At 66.1% G+C, this 21,411-nt stretch carries 17 protein-coding genes; 9 read left to right on the top strand and 8 right to left on the bottom strand.

The features are described from left to right. From VFW04_13725 to VFW04_13735, 3 genes are all read right to left on the bottom strand, one after another. The coding region (locus VFW04_13725; protein HEX5180389.1) for a hypothetical protein at positions 1 to 710 on the bottom strand (710 nt) is incomplete at its 3' end. Positions 711 to 768: 58 nt separating this feature from the next. Continuing rightward, complete coding sequence (locus VFW04_13730) at positions 769 to 1,374, bottom strand: isoamylase early set domain-containing protein (protein HEX5180390.1); 606 nt, start codon at positions 1,372 to 1,374, stop codon at positions 769 to 771. Further along, complete coding sequence (locus VFW04_13735; GenBank protein ID HEX5180391.1) at positions 1,371 to 1,919, bottom strand: RNA polymerase sigma factor; 549 nt, start codon at positions 1,917 to 1,919, stop codon at positions 1,371 to 1,373. The genes VFW04_13730 and VFW04_13735 overlap by 4 nt, the downstream gene beginning before the upstream one ends. 556 nt (positions 1,920 to 2,475) lie before the next feature. Between VFW04_13735 and VFW04_13740 the strand changes: the two genes are divergently transcribed. From VFW04_13740 to VFW04_13750, 3 genes are all read left to right on the top strand, one after another. Continuing rightward, positions 2,476 to 3,831, top strand: a complete 1,356-nt coding sequence (locus VFW04_13740) for a M28 family peptidase (protein HEX5180392.1) — start codon at positions 2,476 to 2,478, stop codon at positions 3,829 to 3,831. Positions 3,832 to 3,891: 60 nt separating this feature from the next. Then, on the top strand, positions 3,892 to 5,535 hold the full coding sequence (locus tag VFW04_13745) for a D-aminoacylase (protein HEX5180393.1): 1,644 nt from the start codon (positions 3,892 to 3,894) through the stop codon (positions 5,533 to 5,535). A gap of 400 nt (positions 5,536 to 5,935) precedes the next feature. After that, positions 5,936 to 7,126: a serine hydrolase domain-containing protein gene (locus VFW04_13750; protein HEX5180394.1), complete on the top strand. Its 1,191-nt coding sequence runs from the start codon at positions 5,936 to 5,938 to the stop codon at positions 7,124 to 7,126. A gap of 5 nt (positions 7,127 to 7,131) precedes the next feature. Here the strand turns inward: VFW04_13750 and VFW04_13755 are convergent, their stop codons facing one another. The 3 genes from VFW04_13755 to VFW04_13765 form a co-directional block, all read right to left on the bottom strand. Then, a complete protein-coding gene (locus VFW04_13755) occupies positions 7,132 to 7,716 on the bottom strand; it encodes a hydrolase (GenBank protein ID HEX5180395.1) in 585 nt (194 codons plus the stop codon). 11 nt (positions 7,717 to 7,727) lie between these two features. Beyond that, a complete protein-coding gene (locus tag VFW04_13760) occupies positions 7,728 to 8,351 on the bottom strand; it encodes a ferric reductase-like transmembrane domain-containing protein (GenBank protein ID HEX5180396.1) in 624 nt (207 codons plus the stop codon). Between the two features lie 79 nt (positions 8,352 to 8,430). Continuing rightward, entirely contained in the window at positions 8,431 to 9,486 is a 1,056-nt protein-coding gene (locus VFW04_13765) for a class I SAM-dependent methyltransferase (GenBank protein ID HEX5180397.1), read from the bottom strand. Positions 9,487 to 9,695: 209 nt separating this feature from the next. On the opposite strand from VFW04_13765, the gene VFW04_13770 reads away from it, so the two are divergent. The 5 genes from VFW04_13770 (at position 9,696) to VFW04_13790 (ending at position 14,205) form a co-directional block, all read left to right on the top strand. Beyond that, positions 9,696 to 10,397, top strand: coding sequence for a hypothetical protein (locus tag VFW04_13770; GenBank protein HEX5180398.1), 702 nt, complete (start codon positions 9,696 to 9,698; stop codon positions 10,395 to 10,397). A gap of 13 nt (positions 10,398 to 10,410) precedes the next feature. Further along, positions 10,411 to 12,171 carry a PQQ-binding-like beta-propeller repeat protein gene (locus VFW04_13775; GenBank protein ID HEX5180399.1) on the top strand — a complete coding sequence of 587 codons (1,761 nt, stop codon included), beginning with the start codon at positions 10,411 to 10,413 and terminating at the stop codon, positions 12,169 to 12,171. Beyond that, complete coding sequence (locus VFW04_13780; protein ID HEX5180400.1) at positions 12,168 to 12,782, top strand: c-type cytochrome; 615 nt, start codon at positions 12,168 to 12,170, stop codon at positions 12,780 to 12,782. Before VFW04_13775 ends, VFW04_13780 begins: the two co-directional genes overlap by 4 nt. Continuing rightward, positions 12,783 to 13,199, top strand: a complete 417-nt coding sequence (locus VFW04_13785; protein HEX5180401.1) for a c-type cytochrome — start codon at positions 12,783 to 12,785, stop codon at positions 13,197 to 13,199. 97 nt (positions 13,200 to 13,296) lie between these two features. Continuing rightward, positions 13,297 to 14,205 carry an SDR family oxidoreductase gene (locus tag VFW04_13790; GenBank protein ID HEX5180402.1) on the top strand — a complete coding sequence of 303 codons (909 nt, stop codon included), beginning with the start codon at positions 13,297 to 13,299 and terminating at the stop codon, positions 14,203 to 14,205. Between the two features lie 589 nt (positions 14,206 to 14,794). Here the strand turns inward: VFW04_13790 and VFW04_13795 are convergent. Together VFW04_13795 and VFW04_13800 are read right to left on the bottom strand one after the other, a co-directional pair. Beyond that, positions 14,795 to 16,243 carry a RagB/SusD family nutrient uptake outer membrane protein gene (locus VFW04_13795; GenBank protein ID HEX5180403.1) on the bottom strand — a complete coding sequence of 483 codons (1,449 nt, stop codon included), beginning with the start codon at positions 16,241 to 16,243 and terminating at the stop codon, positions 14,795 to 14,797. A gap of 2 nt (positions 16,244 to 16,245) precedes the next feature. Continuing rightward, a complete protein-coding gene (locus VFW04_13800; protein HEX5180404.1) occupies positions 16,246 to 19,218 on the bottom strand; it encodes a SusC/RagA family TonB-linked outer membrane protein in 2,973 nt (990 codons plus the stop codon). Between the two features lie 283 nt (positions 19,219 to 19,501). Here VFW04_13800 and VFW04_13805 point away from each other — a divergent pair, with 283 nt between their 5' ends. Continuing rightward, on the top strand, positions 19,502 to 21,178 hold the full coding sequence (locus tag VFW04_13805) for an alpha/beta hydrolase-fold protein (GenBank protein HEX5180405.1): 1,677 nt from the start codon (positions 19,502 to 19,504) through the stop codon (positions 21,176 to 21,178). Positions 21,179 to 21,411: the final 233 nt, after the last annotated feature.

Below are 21,411 nucleotides of genomic sequence, written 5' to 3' on the forward strand. Positions count from 1 at the left end.
GGCGGATAGAGTCCGGCATCGGCGGAGATCCCGACGCGCGGCGCAACCCAGAACACCGCGCCGGCGGCGCCCCAGGCGCGGCCGTTCGTCACCGCGGCAAGCGCGTGTCCCGCGCGCGCGCCGAGCGATGCGCGCAGCTCGAGGCGTCCGCGCGCCCAACGTGCGGCCGCCTCGAAGTCCGTGTACGTGATGCTGTCGTCGATCTCGGTCGGCGTCGCACTGAGGCTGGCGGTGAGCGCGTCGCGGCTGAGCCAGACGCCGGCGTCGGCCAATGCGAGGCTGTGTCCCGCGAATCCATCCCATGCGCGGCCGGCGCCGCCGCCTAACCATGCGCCCCACGCGGCGTGCACCAGGTCGGCGCGCGCCAACGCCTGCAGCTGGCCGGTGCGCGCGCCGCCCTGGCGGTCCGACCCGGCGGCGTCCACCGCGAGCTCGCCGCGCAGCGCGCCTAACGCCGGGGTGTAGAACGAGCCGCCTAACGAACCCTGCGCCGCCCAATCGCCGCTGTTCAACTGGGCGACGCTCGCTACGGCGCCCACGTCGAGGGCGCGCGTCGCGAGGCGGAGGCTCGGCGACAGCACGGCCGCTGCCGCGTCGATCGAATCGTTATAGCGGATGCCCGCGGCGCCGGCATCCAGGGTGGCGTCGATGCGTTGCGCGGCGGCCGTCCGGGTGACAGCCGCCGCGATGCACACCAGCACGAGCACCACACGCGGGTCTACCCGCGCCGATGCGCCAATCGATATCCGGTGCCGATGGGCGGACCGGTCAGGTCGCGTCACCGACGGCAATGACGGACGTCGTCGTGCCGAAGTCGTCGGTCACGGTCGTGGAGGTGGCGGGATCGGGAGTCCAACGCGTTCCGTCGACGATGAAGGCATACTGGTGGAGACCGCGCGGAAGCGGCAGCGACACAGCCCACACACCGGCGGCGCCGGCTGGGCGGAGCGGCGTGGCGTCCCGCTGCCAGTCGTTGAAGTCGCCGACGATCGAGACGCTCGACGCCGATGGCGCAAGGAGCACGAAGCGCACGATGTGCACCGTGTCTGCCCTCACCGGGGCCGACGCGAGCGTCCGCGCGTCTACGCCCGGGCGCGACACCGCGCGCCCAACGATCGCGCCGACGACTGCGATCACCAGCGCGGCGGCGATGGCGCCGACGGCTGAAAACGAGAGATGGATCGTGCGTCGGCGCGTCCACCACCCGCGGGCGGCCGAGTGCGAACGGCGCGCGTCGAAATGCACGAGGTGCATCACCCGCTCGGTGAGATCGGGGCGCGCCGGCTCGGCCGAACGCAGCGCGTCGGCGACGCCGCGGATGAACGCGTCGTCCCGGCCGCCGTCGTTCAGGTCTCGATCATCGTGATCCGTCATGAATGAATCCCCTCTCGTTTGAGGAGCTTCCGCAGCTGCGCGCACGCGCGACTCACCCGCATCTTGAGCGCCGGAACGCTGGCGCCCGTGAGCGACGACATCTCGTCGTAGCTCAGCTCCTCCACGTACTTGAGCAGAAACGCTTCCCGTTGGTCCAACTCGATCTTGTCGAGCGCGAACTGAATTTCTTCGAGCATCGCCGTTGTCTCGGCGGGTTGCTCGATCGGCGCGTTGTTCAACTCGTCGTCGTCGCGGACGAAGCGCTGTGCCCGCTTGGCGCGGCGACCGGCAATCGTGCGGCACTCGTTGCGCACGATCTGGAGCAGCCACGCCGAAAGGTGGTCGCGGTTCCGACATCCCGCGAGTCCCCGGAACGCACGCACGAACGCAGACTGCAGTGCTTCATCCGCATCGTCGCGATCGCCGAGGAGTCGTACGGCGAACCGATAACAGCGGTCGCGATGACGATCGACGAGGATTGCGTACGCGTCGGAATGCCCAGCGAGCACCTGGGCGATGAGGTCTGCGTCCGAACGTGTCTCCACTAGTAAAGGACTGTCGATGCCCCGGGTCGCGTCACGGGGTCGCCCGCTCTCTGTTGAGGTATTCGGGGACTCCGGGAAACGTGGCCGCAAAGAAAATGGAACGAACGATAGAAAATGGATCGTGAGGCAGCTTGGGCGGGCGGAGTACTACGCTCATGAAGACGCTGACAAAGCAGGACACAACGGACAAAGCACCGAAAAAAAATCAACGCCTTGGTGATGCTGGTGTCGTGTCCGCTGTGTTCGTTCTGTGTCCGCGTCTTCATGAACGGAGATACATGACATGAGAAAACGGCATCCGATCCGCTAGCGCAGGAGAAGAGACCGCCGGTGGTATTATCTTCGACCCTGTGTTAGGGTCCAGCACCGCCGCGCTTCCCGGAAATTCCCGGTATAACCCTTCTTGCAGTATCCGGCCTTGTCCCGCCTTGTCCCGCCTTGTCCCGCCTTGTCCGCCTTCCGCCTTGTCCGCCTTCCGCCTTGTCCGCCCTTCGTGATCGGGAGATTTATGGGTCAGAGTACTCCGGCGCCACTGCGCCTTGGTGGCGCGGGGCGCATGTTGCGCGCCTGGCGCGTGGTCCTCGCAGGCGCGGTGTGTGGGGGGCTCATCTGTGCGGTGCCGGCGGGAGCCGCCGCGCAGGTGGGAACGGCCGGACACGCCATCGGGCGCACGGCGGGCCTGGTGAAAAATCCCACGCTGGCGCTGGCGGTGAAGGACATCTCGGCGGCGAACATCCGGCGCACGGACTCGGTGTTGGCGTCGTTCGGGACGCGGCACACGTTGAGCGACACGACGAGTGAGACTCGCGGCATCGGCGCCGCGCGACGCTACATCTACACGACGCTCAGCGCCATCAGCGCGAAGTGCGGCGGGTGTCTCAGGGTGGAATACGATCCGGCCATGGTGCCGCTGCCGCGGGCGCCTAACCATCCGCCGGTGAAGGTGGTGAACGTTCTGGCGTGGCTGCCGGGGCGCGACACCTCGCGCGTGGTGGTGCTCACGGGGCATTACGATTCGTGTCGCTGCGCGCTCGACCCGATGGACTCGGTGGGCGACGCGCCGGGCGCGGACGATGATGCATCGGGCACGTCGGACGTGATCGAGCTGGCGCGGGTATTCTCGCGCCGCTTCCCGAAAGGCCTGGATGCGACAGTGCTCTTCGCCGCGGTGGCGGGGGAAGAGCAGGGCTTGTTGGGCTCGTCGCACCTGGCGCGGCGGCTGCACGATGCGGGGTATCGCGTGTCGGCCGACATGTCGGACGATCTCGACGGCAATGTCGCGGCGGACAACGGGCGCACGGATTCGACGAACATGCGGATCTACAGCGGCGACCCGGACAACAGCCCGGGCCGCGAGCTGGCGCGCTACGCGGGTGCGTTAGGCGCGCTCTACCATCCGGGCATCGCGATCATGCAGGTGTACCGCATCGACCGCATCGGGCGCGGCACCGACCACGAGCCGTTTGTTGCGTTAGGCGAGCCCGGCATCCGCACCACCGAGCGCATGGAAGCGCTCGATCGCCAGCACACGCCGAACGACGTTTTCTCGCATGTCAATTTCGGCTACGCGGCCAACATCGCGCGGGTGAACGCGCTGGTGTTGGGCGCGGTGGGCGCGGCGCCGGCGCCGCCGGACAGCGTGCGGATCGAGCGCGTGCGTCCGTACGGGCAGACGTGGCGCCTCACGTGGAAGCCCGTGGCCGGCGCCGCCGCGTACGAGATCCTGCTGCGCTCCACGACGTCGCCGGCCTGGCAGCGCGTGGTGGCGGCGGGTGACAGCACGTCGGTGGTGGTGGATGCGCAACTCGATGACCTGTGGGCCGGTGTGCGAAGCATCGGGCCGCACGGCGCGCGGTCGCCGGCGACGGTGGTGCCGGAGCCGCGCCCGCCCCGCCGCGCGGCGCAGCGTTAGGCATGCACGCGTCCGCCTTGGCGGCGCGGCGCGGAAACTCAGCCGGGAGTCGGCTCCCCGTTGCCTAACCGTCGCCAGTTTCTCGTCGAATCGGCCGCCGCCGCGGCGCTGGTGCTCGCCGGCTGCGCGCCGGCGATTCGTGCGCCGGGCCGGCGGCGGTTCGACCTCATCATTCGCGGCGGCACGGTGTTCGACGGCACCGGCGCGGACGGCATCGAGCGCGACGTCGGCATCGCGGGCGGGCGGATCACCGCCGTGGCTCGCTCGTTGGGCGACGACGCTCGCGACCTGATCGACGCGCGCGGGCTCGCCGTCGCGCCGGGCTTCATCGACATCCACTCCCACGCCGACGACGGGCTGTTCGTGGACCCGCTCGCCGAATCCATCATCCGGCAGGGCGTGACGACGGTCATCGTTGGGCAGGATGGCTCATCGCGCGCGCCCACGCGGACCGGCGAAGCGGGCGAACCCGCGTACGCCACGATGCGCGGCTTCTTTGCCGCTATCGACGCACTGCCGAGCGCCGTGAACGTGGCGAGCATGCTCGGGCTCGGAACCGTCCGGCACGTGGTCGTGGGCGACGACGACCGGCCCGCGACACGCGACGAGCTGCGTCGCATGACCGCGCTCGTCGAGGCCGCGCTCGCCGACGGCGCGTGCGGCGTGTCGTCGGGCCTCGAGTACATCCCGGGACAATTTGCTCCGTTAGGCGAGCTGATCGCCCTCTCGCGCCCGTGCGCGCGGCGCCGGCTGCCGTACGCCACGCACATGCGCAACGAAGACGACCGATTGCTCGAGGCGCTGGACGAAGCGATCGCCGTGGCGGGCGGCGCGGGCTGCCCGCTCGAAGTGTCGCACCTCAAGACGGAAGGCCGGCGCAATTGGAACAAGATCGACGAAGTGCTCCGGCGCATCCACGGCGCGCGCGTGTCGGGTCTCGACGTCACGTTCGATCGCTATCCGTACATCGCGTATCAGACCGACTTGGGCAACCTGTTCCCGGCCTGGAGCAAGGACGGCGGCAACGATGCCTTCGTTGGGCGGCTGTCGCAGCCGGATCTCGCGCCCAAGCTGCGGGCGGCGGCGGCCGAGAAGATTCAATTGTTAGGCGGATGGGACAACGTGCTCATCTCGTCCGTCGCGGCCGACGACGATCGCAAGGTGGAAGGACAGCGCATGGGCCAGTACGCGTCTTCGATCGGACGGGATCCGTTCGACGCGGCGGTGGGGCTGCTCGTGCGAAGCCATGGCGACGTGGGCATGGTGGGTTTCGCCATGAGCGAGACGAATCTCGAACGCTTTCTCGCCGATCCGTTGTGCACGATTTGCAGTGACGGCGGCGCAGTCGCGATTTCCGGCCCGGGTCGTTCCGGTCACCCGCACCCGCGCTCGCTCGGAACGTTCGCACGCATCCTCGGCCACTACGTGCGCGAGCGCCACGTGCTCACCCTGCCGCAGGCGATTCACAAAATGTCGGCGCAAACAGCGGCCCGCATGCGACTGCCGAATCGCGGACGAATCGCGCCCGGATACGCAGCCGACGTCGTGGTGTTCGATCCATCGACGGTGAGCGACCGGGCAACGTTCGCTGATCCGTTTCAGTACGCAGTCGGGGTCTCAGCGGTGGTCGTGAATGGCGGAATAGCGCTTCGCGACGGACAACGCGGGCCGAGGACGGGTCGGTCGATAGCGCTCCGGGCGTAGCCGAGCCGGCGTTTGGAGGGGCCAGTCCTATACTATAGATGGTTGGCCTGTGTGAGGCGGCTGGAAGGTCTCTACGCTCATGAAGACGCGGACAAAGCACGGACAGAACGGACAAAGCACGGGTCGCTCGGCTGCACAGGAACAACGCCTTGTTTTTTTGTGAAACAGAACAGTTTGTTCGTTCTCTCACAACAGAGCCATCCTGTTCAGCCGAGCGATCCGTGCTTTGTCCGTTCCGTCCGTGCTTTGTCCGCGTCTTCATGAGCGTAGAGACCCGCACGCGAGCCTCCCGCTCTTCCGCGTATTGACACCGATGCTATTACAAGGAGTGACCTCTCTGATTGATGTCGCGCGGTGCCGGGCGATGCCGCTTTCGCGGTCCAGCGTCAGTCGCGCGCTGGTGACTGCTCTCGCCGCGTCGGTCGTCGCCGCGCCTGGAGCGCGCGCCCAACACAAGGAATCGGTCGCCGAACCGGCCGCGTGGCGCGGGTTCGCAAATCTGTTCGACAGCGCGGCGCACAGCGACAGCATCGTCGGAGCCGCGGTGCTGCTCATGCGCGACGGACGCGTCGTGGCGCACCACGAATATGGTTGGGCGGATCGTGCACGCGGTCAGCGCGTCACGCAGAACACGATCTTTCACTACGGATCGATCACCAAGCAGCTCACCGCAATCTCGATCATGCAGCTGCGCGATCGAGGCAAGCTGGCGTTGGACGATCGCGTGACGAGCTACATCCCTGAACTGCGGCAGGTGCACGACCCGTTCGGGTCGATGGACAGCATCACCATCCACATGCTGATGTCGCACTCCGCCGGGTTTCAGAACCCGACGTGGCCGTACAAGCAGGGCTTGCCGTGGGAACCGTTCGAGCCGACGACGTGGTCGCAGCTCGTTGCGATGATGCCCTACCAGCAGATCTACTTCAAACCGGGATCGAAATACAGCTACTCGAACCCCGGTTTCATCTATCTGGGCCGCATCATCAGCGAGCTGACCGACGATCCCTGGGAGACGTACGTCCAGAAGAACATTCTGTCTCCGTTAGGCCTGACGCGCAGCTACTTCAACACGACGCCCTACTACCTGGCTGACGATCGCTCGGCGAACTACACTGTGGTGCACGACACGGCGACCGGCGGCGTGCACGTGCAGGACAACGGGCGCGAGTTCGACCCGGGGATCACGATCCCGAACGGCGGCTGGAACGCGCCGCTGGCGGATCTGGCGACGTACCTGGCGTTCCTCACCGACGCGTCGCGCGGCGATCCGGCGCTCGAGCGGCGATACGGATACGTGCTGTCGCGCAAATCGCTCGAAGAGATGTGGCATCCGCTGTATCTGACGACGCCCGACAGCGCCGCGCACCCGGAATGGATGGGACTCTCGTTCTTCGTGCTGCCGCGCGGCACGTCGACGCTCATCGGCCACACCGGAAGCCAGGCCGGGTTCCTGGCGTTCATGTACTTCAATCCGGCCACCAAGGCGGCCGTCGTGGCCGCGTTCAACACCAACGATGACGCGAACGAGGACGGAAAGCCGAGCGCGTTCGAGGTGATCCGGCAGGCGGCGCTCACGCTCATCCAGTAAGCTGCCTAACCGAGCGCGTCGAGCACCTCGAGCACCTCCCGCGCCGACCGCACGCGGCCGATGGTCGGAAAATACCGAGTGACCGGAAAGGTGTGCAGATCCGCCTCGCGCGCAGCCATCGCATCTTCGACGAACACGAAGTTGTATCCGAGGTCGTAGCCGGCGCGCGCCGTCGACTCGACGCCGACGTTGGTCGAGATTCCGCCCATCACGATCGTGTCCACGCGATGCCGGCGCAGCTGCAGATCGAGATCCGTGCCGTGGAACGCACCCGGCTGATGCTTGGTGATGCGGACGTCCGACTCGGCGGCATTGAGCTCGGGCACGATCTCAGACCAGTCGCGCGGCGCGTCGAATGGCGGACGAGGCCGGTCGACGATCGGTCGCGGAAACAATACGCCGTGCGGTCCCGGGTCCACGTTCACGAGCACGACCATGGAACCGCGCTTCCGAAATCCGGCTGCGAGCTGCGCGGCGCGCGCAATCACGTCCGCTGCGGCGTGCGGCTGGGTGGCTGTGGACGCGATGCCGCGCTGCAAGTCGATGAGGACGAGCGCGGTGCTCGATGGATCCAGCGTGAGAGACGTCATATCGGGTTCCGTCAGGAGGCGCCGGCGCCGGACGCCGAGACCGGCGCGGCCGGGAGCGCGCGCGCGCTGCCTAACGACCGACGCTTCGCGTGCACCATGCCCCACTTCACGCGATACGCCGATGCCGCGGCGATCAGCAGCACGCACAGTTCGATGTACACCTTCTCGCCGTCCAACCAGTCGACCGGTTGGCCCTTGAGCGTCGGATCAGAGAACAGCGAGTGGGCGAAGAAAAACGCGGCCGACACGTACGCCACGTAATGCAGCAGCTTCCACCTGTGGCGGGTCATCCGATGCCGGACGTACGATGTGACAACCACCAGCGCCAACGTGTAGAGACCGATCGCGCCCAACGAGTTGACCAGCGGTTGCTTGGGCGACTGCACAGGTACGACGATGTCGAACACGCGGAAGTTCGCGGTGGCGGAAAACAACACGATCACAGGGTGCAGCGCCGAGACCCCGAGCGCGATGTATCCTGTCCAGTTGTGGATGCGAAAATAGTTGAAGCGCCGGTGGGGCCAGTGCGTCCACGGGTTGTACCGCATGGACAGGAGGAGGCCCAGGAGGATGTTGAGCGTGAGGAGGCCGCAGGCCGCGAGACCAACGTCGCTCGATAGGTCGATAGCGCTCACGCGGGGCAGGGAAGCTGGTGGTCGAGGCGTGCCATCCTTGCAATACGTCTTTCAACGGAAGCCTGTTGGAGCGGAGCCGTCAAGGCGCCGCCGCGGCCACCGGCCGGCGGCCGCCCGGCTCGACGCCGCGCTTCGCGTAGAGCTCGACCCAGGGGGCGCGCCAGCCGCGTTCGACGATGCGTTCGAAGGCCTTCACGCCGCGCTCCTCGAGCTCGCCTAACCAGGTGGTCCACCGGTCCGCCACGGGCACCAGCGTGTCGCCGACGACGCGCACGGTGGTGAACCCGGCGCGGTCGAGCAGCAGGGACAGCGAGCGTTCGCTGAACGCCTGGCGATACGGGAAGCTCAGCAGGTTGTTGTGCGCGAGGAGGCGGACCGCGAGGGCGGCGAGCGGGCCGCGCAGGCGGGCGCGCCAGCGCCGGTAGAACGTTCCGTTAGGCACGCGGAGCGACAGCACGCCGCCGGGCCGGAGCACACGGTGTGCCGATCGCAGCACCGCCGCCGGATCGTACAGCTGCTCGAACGTGTTGTACACGACCACCGCGTCGTAGGGCCGCGCCGGACGAATGTCGTCGATCCCGCCGAGCGTGACACGCAGGCCGTGCGCGGCCGCGAAGGCAACGGCGTCGCAACTGATGTCGACGCCCTCGAACGACCACGCGGTGTTCTGCATGGCCGAGAGAAATGCGCCGACGTAGCTGCCCACCTCGAGGCCGCGGCCCGTGCGTCCTGCCGTGTCGACCAGCCGTCGCGCCTGCGTCAGGAAGGCCGCGCGCTGCATGCGATACAGGTGCTCGAAGGAGACGCTCGCGGACTGCGCGTCCTGATACGCGCGCTCCAGCGCTTCGCGCCGCTCCGAGGGATTGCGATACACGTGCGCGCACCGCTCGCACGCCACGAGCCGCAGGGGAGGGCGCTGGGAGAACACGACGCGGTCCAACAAGCGATGCACGGGCGTCTGATCGTCGAGGCGGCGCCCCTGAAACACCCACAATCGTTCGACTTCGGCGCGGATGTCGTCCGCGTCGGCGACCACCGAGGCCGCCACGGCGCCGCAGATCGGGCACGGAGTGAACTCGTACGACACATCGCTCACGATGGACCCGTGAAGCGCAACATCCGATCCCGCGCTCATGTGATCCGCTCAGATCGGACGCGTTCGCCGAGCGCGTGCATAGCGCCGGGGGGCGCGGCGAGCGCTGCGTTGCGGCATCGGCAATTACATGGGACCCCATAAACGTGGCGCGTGGATTGCGAAACAGGGTGGATGTCGTCTGGAATGGGGTTGTTATGGGCTCGGGAGCTCGGACACGGGGTGCGTCGATCGCTCTGTTGGCGGTCGCAGTGCTGGCCACGCGCGCAACTGCGCAAGACTCGACACAGAAAAAGGACACGACCACCTGCAAGGCGATCTGCAAGCCACAGCTGCTGCTTCAGCCCGGGCTCATCCGGACGCACGTCATCAACGGGCCGCGCGTCAAATCGCTGTCGACCGGCGCCATTACGAGAATTCCGGGGCAGACCAGCAGCCTGATCGTGCTCACGGGCACGGCGAAGACGGCGATTCCGCTGACGTCGGTCTTCTTCAACGTGTCGTGGTTGCCTAACGCAACGGCGCACGCCAATCCATACACCCAGTACACGGCCAGCGAAGTCGGCGCGCAGAACATCCGCGCCAACTCACCCGCCGTCGACATGGGCGCCTTCGTCTCCGTGCTGCCCAAAACGAAGACCGACGGCTTGCTGACGATCAATCTGCAGGTGGCGGACCAGTTCAGCGCGGCCGCGCAGCCGAACGATCAGAGCGGCTACACGCACAAGCTCGATCTCACGGCGATCGGGGATTGGAGCCTCTTTTCGAGGCTCGGCATCCCGTATCTCAAGAACGTGGACGTGTTGACGGTGTTCGACTACGTGGCGACCGGCCTGCCGAAGAAGGGCGACGAAGTGCCGCTCGGCGAACGCGTCTTTCTCGACAATGCCCACTCGGCGTCGCTCGAGCTCCAGTTGTCGTTCCCGTTAGCACCGCTCTTCCCCAAGTCATGACGAGGCTCGAGCGATGACACGATCGGGACCGGGACTTCCAACGAGTCGTTGGGCAGCCGCCCTGGCCATCGCGTCCCTGTTCGCGTGCTCGAACAACACGCCGCAGAAGGCCCACGCGGGCGAGACGTCGCACTTCGATGCCGCAGGCGCCCAACGGACCAAGAATGCAAGAATGCGCGATTCGACGCAATGGGCGGCGTACGGGAAGGACTACACGAACCGGCGCTGGTCCACGCTCGCGTCGATCAACACGACGAACGTCTCGAAGCTGCGTCCGGCGTGGATCCACCACTCGGGCATTCCGCACGCATCGGAAACGAATCCGATCGTCATCGACAGCGTGATGTATTTCACGACCGCGCTCAACAACGTGTTTGCCGTCGACGCGCGCAGCGGGAAAACGCTGTGGCACTACGCGTATCCGTACCTCGGACACACGGTCGTCGATTGCTGCTCGACCAACAACAAAGGCGTAGCCGTGTACGGCGGACGCGTGTTCATGGCGACGCTCGACGCCCGGCTCGTCGCCCTCGACGCGAGAAACGGTCATCCGATCTGGACGGTGCAGGTGGGGAACAATGAAGCCGGCTATCACATGACGGGTGCGCCGACGGTGGTGAACGGATTGGTGATCACCGGCGTGAGCGGCGGCGAACAAGGATGCCGGTGTTACGTGGACGCGTACGACGCAGGCGATGGGCATCGCGTGTGGCGGTGGTACACGGTGCCGAGTCCGCAGGAAGGCGGGTGGTGGGGCAAGTGGCGCGCGACCGATGACTGGGGGATGTCGTTCGCGCGCGACTTGAAGCGCGAGCACGCCGACAGCGCCAAATACGCGGACTCGTGGCGTCACGGCGGCGCGCCGATGTGGCAGCATCCGGCATACGACCCGGAGACAGGCTTGCTGTTCCTCGATATCGGGAACCCGGCGCCGGACATCGACGCATCGATACGGCCGGGGGACAATCTCTACAGCGACTGCATCGTCGCGCTCGATGCGAAAACGGGCAAGCTCAAGTGGTATTTCCAGGAAGTGTCGCACGATGTATGGGACTACGATGCAACGACGCCGCCCGTGCTGGCGGACCTGCCCGACAGCAGCGGCCACGTGACGAAGGTGGTCGCCGAAGCGGGGAAGGATGGATACGTGTACGTGCTCGACCGCGAGACCGGGAAACCGATCCGCAAGAGCGCCCCGTTCGTGCCGTTCCTCAACTACATGAAGCGGCCCGATACCGCCGGCGTGGTGGTCAACCCCGGTCCGTTAGGCGGCTCGGACTGGAGCCCGACCGCGTTCAGCCCGGCGACGAACTACCTGTACGTGGACGGCAACTACCTGCCGCACAAGTACTGGTTGCAGCACATGACGCTCAAGCAGCCGGCGCAATGGTGGGGCGGGACGGTGGAAGCGAAACCGACGGGCGTGTACGGCGTGTTCAGCGCCGTCGATCTCCGCACCGGGAAGATTGCCTGGAAGGACAGCGTCTCGAAGCCGATCATCAGCGGTGTGTTGGCCACCGCGGGCGGCGTGGTGTTCACGGGATCGTCAGACAAGCAGCTCCTGGCGTTCGATGCTCGCACCGGACGCAAGCTCTGGAGCTACAAGACCGATGCCGCGATCAACGCGCCGCCGATCAGCTACGCCGTCGACGGCAAACAGTACATCGCCGTCGCCGTCACGGGGAGCCAGACGCTCGACACGCCGCGCGGCGACGAGATGATCGCGTTTGCATTGCCTAACGATTCATCGGCGGCGGGAGCGCCGGCCCGATGAGACGCCCCGCGTGGTGCATCGCAGCGGCGGCGGCCGCCGCGCTCTGGCTCGTGTCGCCGCTGGACGCGCAGGCGGGACACAACGCCCCGCACGAGAGCAACCAGCCGCCGGCGTCGAAGATGCCGAAGGTAAAAACGCACGACGATCTGCAACCGGACACGCTGCCCACGCTGCCCGCGGGCATGACGACGCAGATGCTCGTCGAGGGCGACAGCATCTTTCACAACCAGGGGCACTGCTTCGCCTGTCACGGGCAGGAGGCGGAAGGCATGCCGGCGATGGGCGACGCATTGACGGCCGGCCTCAACTGGGCGCAGCCTAACTGGCAGTCCATCGATTCGCTGATCAAGACGGGCATGCCGCAGGATCTGACCCGCAGCCCCATCGCCATGCCGCCGCGCGGCGGGCGATCGGATCTCACGGATGCGCAGGTGCACCTCGTCGCCGCGTACGTGTGGGCGATCAGCCAGGCGCGCGGCGAACCGTGGCCGGGCGGGCACCAGTCGCACAATCCTCTTGTGCCTAACGCAATGCCGGCGACGGCCGCCAAGACAAAGCCGGCGCACGGGGCCGCGCACGCCGCGCACCGCGGCGCCCACTCGGAGGAATGAATGCGTACTGTCCAACGATTCGCCGCGACTCGTAGCCGCCGGACGCTCGGCGTCGTCGCCCTCCTGGCGGCGGCCGCGATCGTGTCCGCGTGCAACAAGACCGCCGACGCCGCCGAACCGTCGCAGACCATCGTCGGCGCCGATCCGCAGCGCGGCGCACAGGACATCGTCGCCGCGGGGTGTGGAACGTGTCACATGATTCCAGGCATCAAGGACGCGCAGGGACTCGTGGGACCGCCCTTGATTCACTGGTCGCGCCGCACGTACATCGCGGGCGAGGCGCCGAACACGCCGACGATGCTCATTCGCTGGATCGAAACACCGCAGGCGATCGAGCCGAGCACCGCCATGCCCAACCTCGGCATCACGGAGCAAAAGGCGCGCGACATCGCCGCATATCTGTACACGCTGCGATAGGCTGAACGACGCGGGCTGACTGACCCGGGCACGCGAGGACTGCTTCTTGCCCTGCACGCGAATTCCCGTTGCGTGCAGGTGGACCGTGCCGAAGTCGATGAAGAAAACGAAGCGCGCCGCGCCCAAGATGCAGGCGCATGGCGGCAAACGACCCAAGCCGCCGTTCCCCAAACAGAGTCAACCGCGGCCGGGCATCGAGGCGAAGATGAAACCTCGTCCGGCGTTCATGGCGCCGGCCTATCACGGAGCCGGTCGCCTCGACGGCAAAGTCGCGCTGATCACGGGCGGCGACTCGGGCATCGGACGATCGGTGGCAGTGCTCTACGCGCGCGAGGGCGCTGATGTCGCCATCGTGTACACGCAGCCCGAGCAGCAGGACGCGGAAGAAACCAAATCGGCCATTGAACACGAGGGCCGCCAATGTCTGCTCATTCCGGGTGATGTGCGCGATTCCTCGTTCTGCGAACGGGCGGTCGAGCGTACGGTTCGCGAGTTAGGCCGGCTCGACGTGCTCGTCAACAACGCGGCCTACCAGGAGCATCAGAAGAGCATCGGCGACATTACCGACGAACAGCTCGAGCGAACCTTCCGCACGAACATCTTCGGCTATTTCTACATGGCTCGCGCGGCGATCCCGCACCTCGAGCCGGGCTCGGCCATCATCAACACCGGGTCGATCACGGGACTCGAAGGCAGCGGACAGCTGCTCGACTATTCGGCCACCAAAGGGGCGATTCACGCATTCACGAAGTCGCTCGCGCGGATGCTGGTCGACAAGAAGATCCGGGTGAATTGCGTGGCGCCCGGTCCGATCTGGACGCCGCTCAACGTGGCCGACAAGGGCGGCAGCGAAGTCGCCCAACACGGCGAAGACACGCCGATGAGCCGTCCCGGCCAGCCCGAAGAGGTGTCGCCGAGCTACGTGTTCTTCGCGTCTAACGCAGACTCGAGCTACATCACCGGAGAAGTGCTGACGCTCCTCGGCGGCTCGACGACGGCCGGTTAGGCGCGCGCGTGCCGTTACAAGGTGCGTGCGCATCGTCGCCGGGAGCGCTTTCGCCTTCGTGTAATCGGCCGGCTGCAATGAACGCCGCACCGAGGCCAGGTCTCATTTTCGACTCTTCGCGGATTTGTGCGGGTGGTGCCGGGAAGTGCAGCCTCGGCCCTGGTCCGGCGGTGGTGAAAGGCCGCGCCGGTCAACACGCGGCCTCCCATGCAGGCGGGCCCGCTCTGCCTGGAGAGATCTACGACAAAGGTTCAAAAGGATAAAAAAAGGATGTAAGAGATGGGGTCGGTGCATATCCAACCGCAACGACGCGTCGTTAAGCGTGGAGCAGGACACAACGGGCACAGCCCGAATAACAATCAAAGACGTTGTTTTGTCCTGTCGTGTCCGCGCCGTGTCCGCGTCTTCATGAGCGTATCACTCTCCTCGGCCGGGCCCAGCCTCACGATCCAGGGATCAGCCCATTGAGAGGGCCCAAACCACCACAGCTGTCGTGTCCGGTTTTGCCGTGTCCAGAGGAGTATACCACGATGCGCGACGGCGGGGACCGTTCGGCCCCCGCCGTCGTCATTGCTCGTCCAGCTCGCGATCAGGTGCCTAACGGATCGCAATTGGTGGGCAGGTTGCGTGCGCTGCATTCGTCCTGCGGAATCGGCATGCGCTGCGGAACCTGACCACCCGGAACCCCCGGCTCGATGGTGCCGAGCAGGTTGTAGCGCCGTGCATCGATCCAGCGGGTGCCCTGCTCCCACATGAGTGAGAACCAGCGGTTGTACAACAACTCGTTGATGCGCTCGGCGTTGGACATGGACGTCCAGGTGCCGGACGAGATCGCCGGGAGATGTCCGGAATTCGTTCGGATGAAGTTGATGTCCGTGAGCGCGTCGGTGAGATCGCCGGTTTGGATCTCGGCCTCTGCACGCAACAGGATCAACTCTTCGTCGCGAATGATCGGAACCGGCTTGCCGAGATCGGGCTGGCCGCCGGTGAAATAGATGACGTACTTGAGCACGCCCGGCAGCGGCACGGCGGGAATCGACCAGACCGGATCGCGGGTCGCGCGCGCGGTCTTGGCGAGGACACGCGCGTCCAGCTCGCCGCCGGCCTGACGTTGCGCGTGCACCAGCATGAACGTGTCGGCGAAGAACGTGGTGCCATCGAGCGGCTCGGCGAGTCCGTTCTGTTGGTCGCCGGATGCGGTCGAGAAATCGAACTGCGGTCCGATGCCTAACGACGAGGGCGTCGGGTCGATGAAGGTTTGCGGCAGCGTGGCCAGCGCGGCCTGGAAGCACGGTTGACCGCACCCCGCCGTGCCCCGCAGGATCTCGGCTTTCGCCTTGAGCGCGCGGTTGAACAGGAGGAACGTGGATGGTTGGTCGAAGCCGGTGAATCCCGGTGGAATCGGGAACGGGAACGACGTGCCGTCCGCGTTCTGCAGCGCCGTCTGCGCGCTGTCCAACAATCCGATGATGTAGCCGTACACGCTGTCTTCACTCACGAAATCGGCTGGCGGCGCCGTCACCGGGCGATCGACATCGACTGGTGCGCCGAGGCCCGCGCGCGTTTCGATCACGTACATGAAGGCGAGCGCTTCCATCGTTTTGCCGAACCCCTGCGACGCCGAGAGCTCCTGGGGCGAGAGGTCCTTCGCCTTGGGCGCGGCATCGAGGTAGACGTTGATCGTGCGAATGTTGGCGTAGCGCCCGGCCCACTCCGAGCCGCCGAATTGCGTGGACGAGAGCGGACCGAAGTACGGCTCCTGGTAGTCCGGCTGGTTGTTGCCGGAGAGATTGATGCCTTCGCGGCCCATCGAGCCCACCTGCCAGATGAAGCCCGTGATGTCCGAGCGCGCGCCCGAGAAAATGCCGGTCGCGGCCGCGGCCAGCTTGGACTTCGTCGGATTGTTCTCGAGGTCGGTTTGGGTGGGCTGGTTGGTGTCGGTGATGTTGAACCCGCCGCAGGCGCCTAACGACAGCCCGGCGGCGAGGCACAGCGCCGCCGTGAGCGCGGATCCAACCCGGTGCACAGTGCGTGTCATGGTCAGAACCCCGCGGTGATGGAGAACATGAATTGGCGCGACGGCGGATACGGTCCCAGATCGATGTTCCGTGTGATGGCCTGCTGTCCGAAATTGCTGGACTCGGGATCGTATCCCCAATAGTTCGTGAAGATGAGCAGGTTGCGTCCCGTCAACTCGAGCTTGACGTCGCTCGATCCGAAGAACTTTTTGGCCATGTTCTCCGACAGCGTGTAGCCGATGCTCACTTCACGCAGCTTGAGGAACGACGTGGATTGCACGTATGGCGTCGCGATGCCGTCGAAGCAATCCTGGATGCGCGCCTGTCCGGCCGGCGTACCGGCGTCCGACGTCAACTCGTTGCAGTCGTAGAGCGACAGCGTCTGGTTCTGCGCGAGGCCGCCGTACTGCCAATCCCACAGCGACGTCAGGAAAAATCCCTTGTACGTGAAGTCGTTGCCGAGGGCCCAGTCCCAATTCGGCGAGGCGGTACCGAACGATTTGACCACGAATGAGCCGTCGGGATTGATCGCGGTTTGACCGATGATCTGGTCGATCGGATGGCCCTGTTGGACGAAGAATTCGCCGAACGCGAGGCCGAAACCCGCGGACGGCGGGCTGAAGCCGGTGCCGGGCAGTTTCAGCACGAGCGACCGGGTGCGGCTGAAAGTGGAGTGCACGGTCCAGGTGAAGTCGTGGTCCTGGACGGCGGCGATGCCTAACGCTGCCTCGATGCCGGTGTTGCGGAGCTCGCCGCCGTTGGCGATCACTTCGCTGTAGCCTGTGGATGTCGCGGGCGTGACCGGGAGCAGCAGGTTCGTGGTGTGGCGCAGGTACCAGGTCACCTCGAGGGTGGCGCGTCCGTGGAACGGCGACATGTCGATGCCGGTCTCGAATTCGCGCACGCGCTCGGGTTCGATGGTGGGCGAGCCGGCGACGCCGCCGACCACTGTCCCGGCGCTGCCGCCGATGTTCTGCCCGCCGATCAGCGTCGTGAACTTCTGGCCGAACAGGGGCTGGTTGCCGGTTTCGCCGTACGCCGCGCGGATCTTGAAGTCGCTGCCGCTGCCTAACAGATCGGGGAAGCGGTAGGCGCCCGAGATCTTCGGATAGATGAAGTACTGGTCGGTGTTCCCGAACACGCTGCTGCGCTCGGCCCGAAGTCCGACTTCGGCCAACAGCCGTTCGTCGAACGCCTGCAGCTGTTCCTGCGCGTACATGGCGAACGTTTTCTCGTGCGTGTTGAACTCGAACGGCTGGCCGAAGATCGCGCCCTGATCGATGTTGGATTGTCCTTCGAGCAATCCGTTCGCGGTGGTGCGCGATTGGTCGAGCTGCCGATCCTCGAATTGCAGGCCGGCCGACGTCGTGAACGACATCGTCCCGGAGGAGGATGGCGTGAAGACGTCGATCGCATTGAGGTTCCAGTTCACCTGGCGGCTTTCGGCATTGCCTAACGTAGAGACGCCCGGCGCCGTCTGATTCGCCTCGAAGTAGAGGTCGGGCGGGGCGAACACCGAGTTGTTCTGGTTGAAGATGTCGGCGCCGGCGCCGCCCACGATCTTGAGGTCGTGCCTGCCGCCCGACAGCGCCTGGAACGTGGCCGTCGCGCCGCCGGTGAAGCGGTTCACGGTCTGCTCGTTCGACGCCAGAGCGATCGTCTGCAGCGGATTCGAGTTGAGGTACGTGAATGCCGGCAGCGGGAAGACGCCGTTCACGGGTTTGAGCGGCACGAAACTCGGGATGTACGCCAGCGCGTACGTGATGCCCGCGCCCGCGTTGTCGTTGTTCGTCATGCCGTTGTCGGTCGTGGTGCGCGTGAACGCGTTGCTCAGCGCCAGCGTGAGCCTGTCGCCCAGGCGCTGATCGAGGTTCACTCGCAAATTCTGACGGCCGGCATCGGTGTTGTTGATGATGCCGCCGGTGTGCGACCAGTCGCCCGACACGAAGTACTTCGTGTTGTCGTTGCCGCCGCTCACGTTGAGCGACGTTTCGTACGCCAGCGGATGGTTGCCCGCGGCTTCTTGCAAGTGATCGAACACGGGCAATTTGCCGTTAGGCAATATCAGCGAATCGATAGTGGCGGTGTCCGATGGCGAGTTGTACAGGTTCATCGCCTCCGCCGGCGTGAATACTCGGGATGCCGGCCCGCGCAAGAGGTTCGAGTATCCGATCCGTTGGGTGATGCTCGCCTTCGGCGTGCCGCCTAACCCGCGCTTGGTGGTGATGATGATGACGCCGTTGGCCGCCTTCGATCCATAGATCGACGAGGCCGCCGCGCTCTTGAGCACTTCCACTGAGGCGATGTCGTTGGGATCGAGGTCCGCGAGCCGGTTGCCGGCATCGTCCTGCTCGGGGCCGGTGCCCGACGCGCTGCCGCTGCTCGTCACCGTGTACAAACCCGACGCGACCGACACGTTGCTGTAGATGACGCCGTCGACGACGATCAGCGGATCCGATGCGCCGATCACCGTGTTGATGCCGCGAATCTGGATCTGTGCGCCGCCGCCCGGTGCGCCGGAGTTGGTCTGGATGTTGGCGCCCGCGATTTTTCCTTGCAGCGCCTTGTCCACCGACGCCGCCGGCACGGTCGTCACTTGATCGCCGGTCACGAGCGATGTCGACGTCGTGGCGAGGCGCCGCGAGACGTTCGTGGCTTGCCCCGTCACGACCACGGCCTGCAACTGCAGCGGATCGCTCTTGAGCGTGAAGTTGACGAGGGTGTCGGTCGCCGCCACCGGGGCCTCCGATGGCGCGTAGCCGAGTGCGCGCGCCAAAAGCCTAACGGCGCCGCCATCCACGGTGAGCGTGAACTTGCCGTCATCTCCGGTTTGCGCGAGGCCGCGGCCTTCGCGCACGGTGACCACGGCGCCGGAGATCGGATGGCCGTCCGCCGCGTCAGTCACCGTTCCCCTGATTCGTCGCTGTTGCGCCAACAGCGTCGTTGGCGTGACGAGCGCCGCGAGCAGGGCCCATCGGACCAGGCGTGTGTGCATTGCTCCTCCCGGCAGAACTATGGATGAAGGCGAACGAAAGACAGCGCGGGACGGGGAACGTGCGCCGACTCGAGGCGCCGCGTCACCGCGCGGGAACACAGAGTGGGATGCGGTGCTGTGTACTGTGCGACCTTTGGCGCGAGCATACGATGCAGTCCCGAGACGCGCAAGCATGATCACGCACTCCTGACGTCGGCTCACGATGCTCTTGCGGTGCATCGAGCCCGGACGCAACATCGACGGCTCGATCGACTGTCGTTGACGCGCTCACAGACAAATCATCATGAACCGGACTCTGCTGCTCTTGGCGTGCGCTGTCGTCGCACAGCCCACCACGCGCACCGTGTCGTGCCAATCCACGTCCGGGCTTCGCTTCGAGCTCGCCTTTCCGAACGCGACCGGGCCGCGCACCGGGCGCGCGTACGTCGCCGTTGCCCGGGACGGCACGCCGGAGCCGCGACTGCAAGCCGGCGAGCTCGCTCGCAGCACGCCGTTCTTCGGCACCGACGTGCGCGCCCTCGCGCCCGGTCAGACGGTCATCGTGGACGCGAACGCAGCGGGATATCCGCTGCGGAGTCTGGCGTCGCTGCCGGCCGGCGACTACTGGGTGCAGGCGGTGTTCAACGTGTACACGGAATTCCACCGCGCCGATGGACGCACCCTCTGGCTGCACCAGGACCAGTGGGAAGGCCAGAAGTGGAACGAATCGCCGGGCAATCTGGTGAGCGAGCCGCAGCGCATCCACCTGGATCCGCACCGCACGCAGACCGTTCGCCTAACGCTCTCGCGCACGCTGCCGCCGATCGCGCTGCCGCCCGACACCAAGTGGGTGAAGCACGTCAAAATCCAGAGCCGCCTGCTCACCGCCTTCTGGGGCCATCCGATGTACCTGGGCGCCACCGTGCTGCTTCCGGCAGGATACGACGAGCACGCCGATCAGCACTATGCGGTGATTTACGAACAGGGACACTTCACGCTGTCGCCGCCCTTTGGGTTCGATCCAAACGGCACGCCCGAGACAGCGGAGCACGCGGCGCGGCGGCGCATGAATACCGAGCGAGAACCCGGTTACGAATTCGCGCGCGCCTGGATGAGCGACAGTTTTCCGCGCGTCATTGCCATCACGTTCCAGCATCCGACGCCGTACTACGATGATTCGTATGCCATCAATTCCGTGAACGACGGGCCCTACGGCGACGCGATCGTGCAGGAGCTCATCCCGTATCTCGAAAAGCAATTCCGCATCGTCGCCAAACCATATGCGCGGATTCTGATCGGCGGATCCACGGGCGGGTGGGAAGCGCTGGCGCTCCAGATCTATCATCCCGACTTCTTCGGCGGCGCCTGGGGTCTCTATCCCGACCCGGTGGATTTCCGGCGGTATCAGTTGAGCAACATCTACGAGGACACGAGCGCGTTCGCCATAGCACGCAGTCCGTGGCTCGCGTCAGAGGTGCCGGCGGAGCGCGAGAGCAGCGGCATGCCGACGATCACGATGCGCCAGGAGAGCCAGCTCGAGGATGCGTTAGGCACGCACGGACGCTCCGGGGAGCAGCTCGAGGCGTGGGAGGCGGTGTGGGGGCCGACGGATGCCGACGGCTATCCCGCCGCCTTGTGGGACAAGCGGACCGGGCACATGAATCGCCAGGTGGCCGATTACATGCGCGACCACGGCTACGACCTGCGCGCGTATCTCCAGAATCACTGGAGCACGGTGGGCCCCGAGCTACAGGGGAAACTCCACGTCGTGGTCGGAGAGATGGACAGCTACTATCTCAACCTGGCCTGCTATCTGTTGCAGGATTTTCTCGACAGCACGACGGCGCCCCACTCGGATGCGACGTTCACCTACGGCCGGCCGCTCAAGCCGCACGGGTGGCAGCCGTGGACGGACGCGGCGTTCGTGCGCATGGCCTTCGACACGATCTCGGCGCACGCCTCCGCGGACGCTGGCCGTTAGGCAAGAACCTCGATCGCCGAGGCCGCACGGCGACGGCGGATGCGATCAGTCAGGAATGCGATCCGGAGGACCGCCGGCGAAGAGCCGTTCTCTTGACGACGGATCGGTGCGCTCGATGCCGACGCGCAAGGCCGGCCCTGGAGCGGCGGGACGGTGGGCCCCCAGGCGCCGCGTGCCGGCGCGGGCCGGCGCGGGCCGGCGCCACGACCCGGTCTGGACATCGTTCGCGATGT

It is taken from the genome of Gemmatimonadaceae bacterium, assembly GCA_036273715.1.
Lineage (GTDB): Bacteria > Gemmatimonadota > Gemmatimonadetes > Gemmatimonadales > Gemmatimonadaceae > JADGGM01.

Excerpts from the sequence above, each read along its gene's own strand:
- VFW04_13805 (HEX5180405.1), top strand. The coding sequence starts at position 19,502 with ATGAACCGGACTCTGCTGCTCTTGGCGTGCGCTGTCGTCGCACAGCCC.
- VFW04_13785 (HEX5180401.1), top strand. The coding sequence starts at position 12,783 with ATGCGTACTGTCCAACGATTCGCCGCGACTCGTAGCCGCCGGACGCTC.
- VFW04_13780 (HEX5180400.1), top strand. The coding sequence starts at position 12,168 with ATGAGACGCCCCGCGTGGTGCATCGCAGCGGCGGCGGCCGCCGCGCTC.
- VFW04_13755 (HEX5180395.1), bottom strand. The coding sequence starts at position 7,716 with ATGACGTCTCTCACGCTGGATCCATCGAGCACCGCGCTCGTCCTCATC.
- VFW04_13730 (HEX5180390.1), bottom strand. The coding sequence starts at position 1,374 with ATGACGGATCACGATGATCGAGACCTGAACGACGGCGGCCGGGACGAC.
- VFW04_13790 (HEX5180402.1), top strand. The coding sequence starts at position 13,297 with ATGAAGAAAACGAAGCGCGCCGCGCCCAAGATGCAGGCGCATGGCGGC.
- VFW04_13740 (HEX5180392.1), top strand. The coding sequence starts at position 2,476 with ATGTTGCGCGCCTGGCGCGTGGTCCTCGCAGGCGCGGTGTGTGGGGGG.
- VFW04_13765 (HEX5180397.1), bottom strand. The coding sequence starts at position 9,486 with ATGAGCGCGGGATCGGATGTTGCGCTTCACGGGTCCATCGTGAGCGAT.
- VFW04_13775 (HEX5180399.1), top strand. The coding sequence starts at position 10,411 with ATGACACGATCGGGACCGGGACTTCCAACGAGTCGTTGGGCAGCCGCC.
- VFW04_13795 (HEX5180403.1), bottom strand. The coding sequence starts at position 16,243 with ATGACACGCACTGTGCACCGGGTTGGATCCGCGCTCACGGCGGCGCTG.
- VFW04_13800 (HEX5180404.1), bottom strand. The coding sequence starts at position 19,218 with ATGCACACACGCCTGGTCCGATGGGCCCTGCTCGCGGCGCTCGTCACG.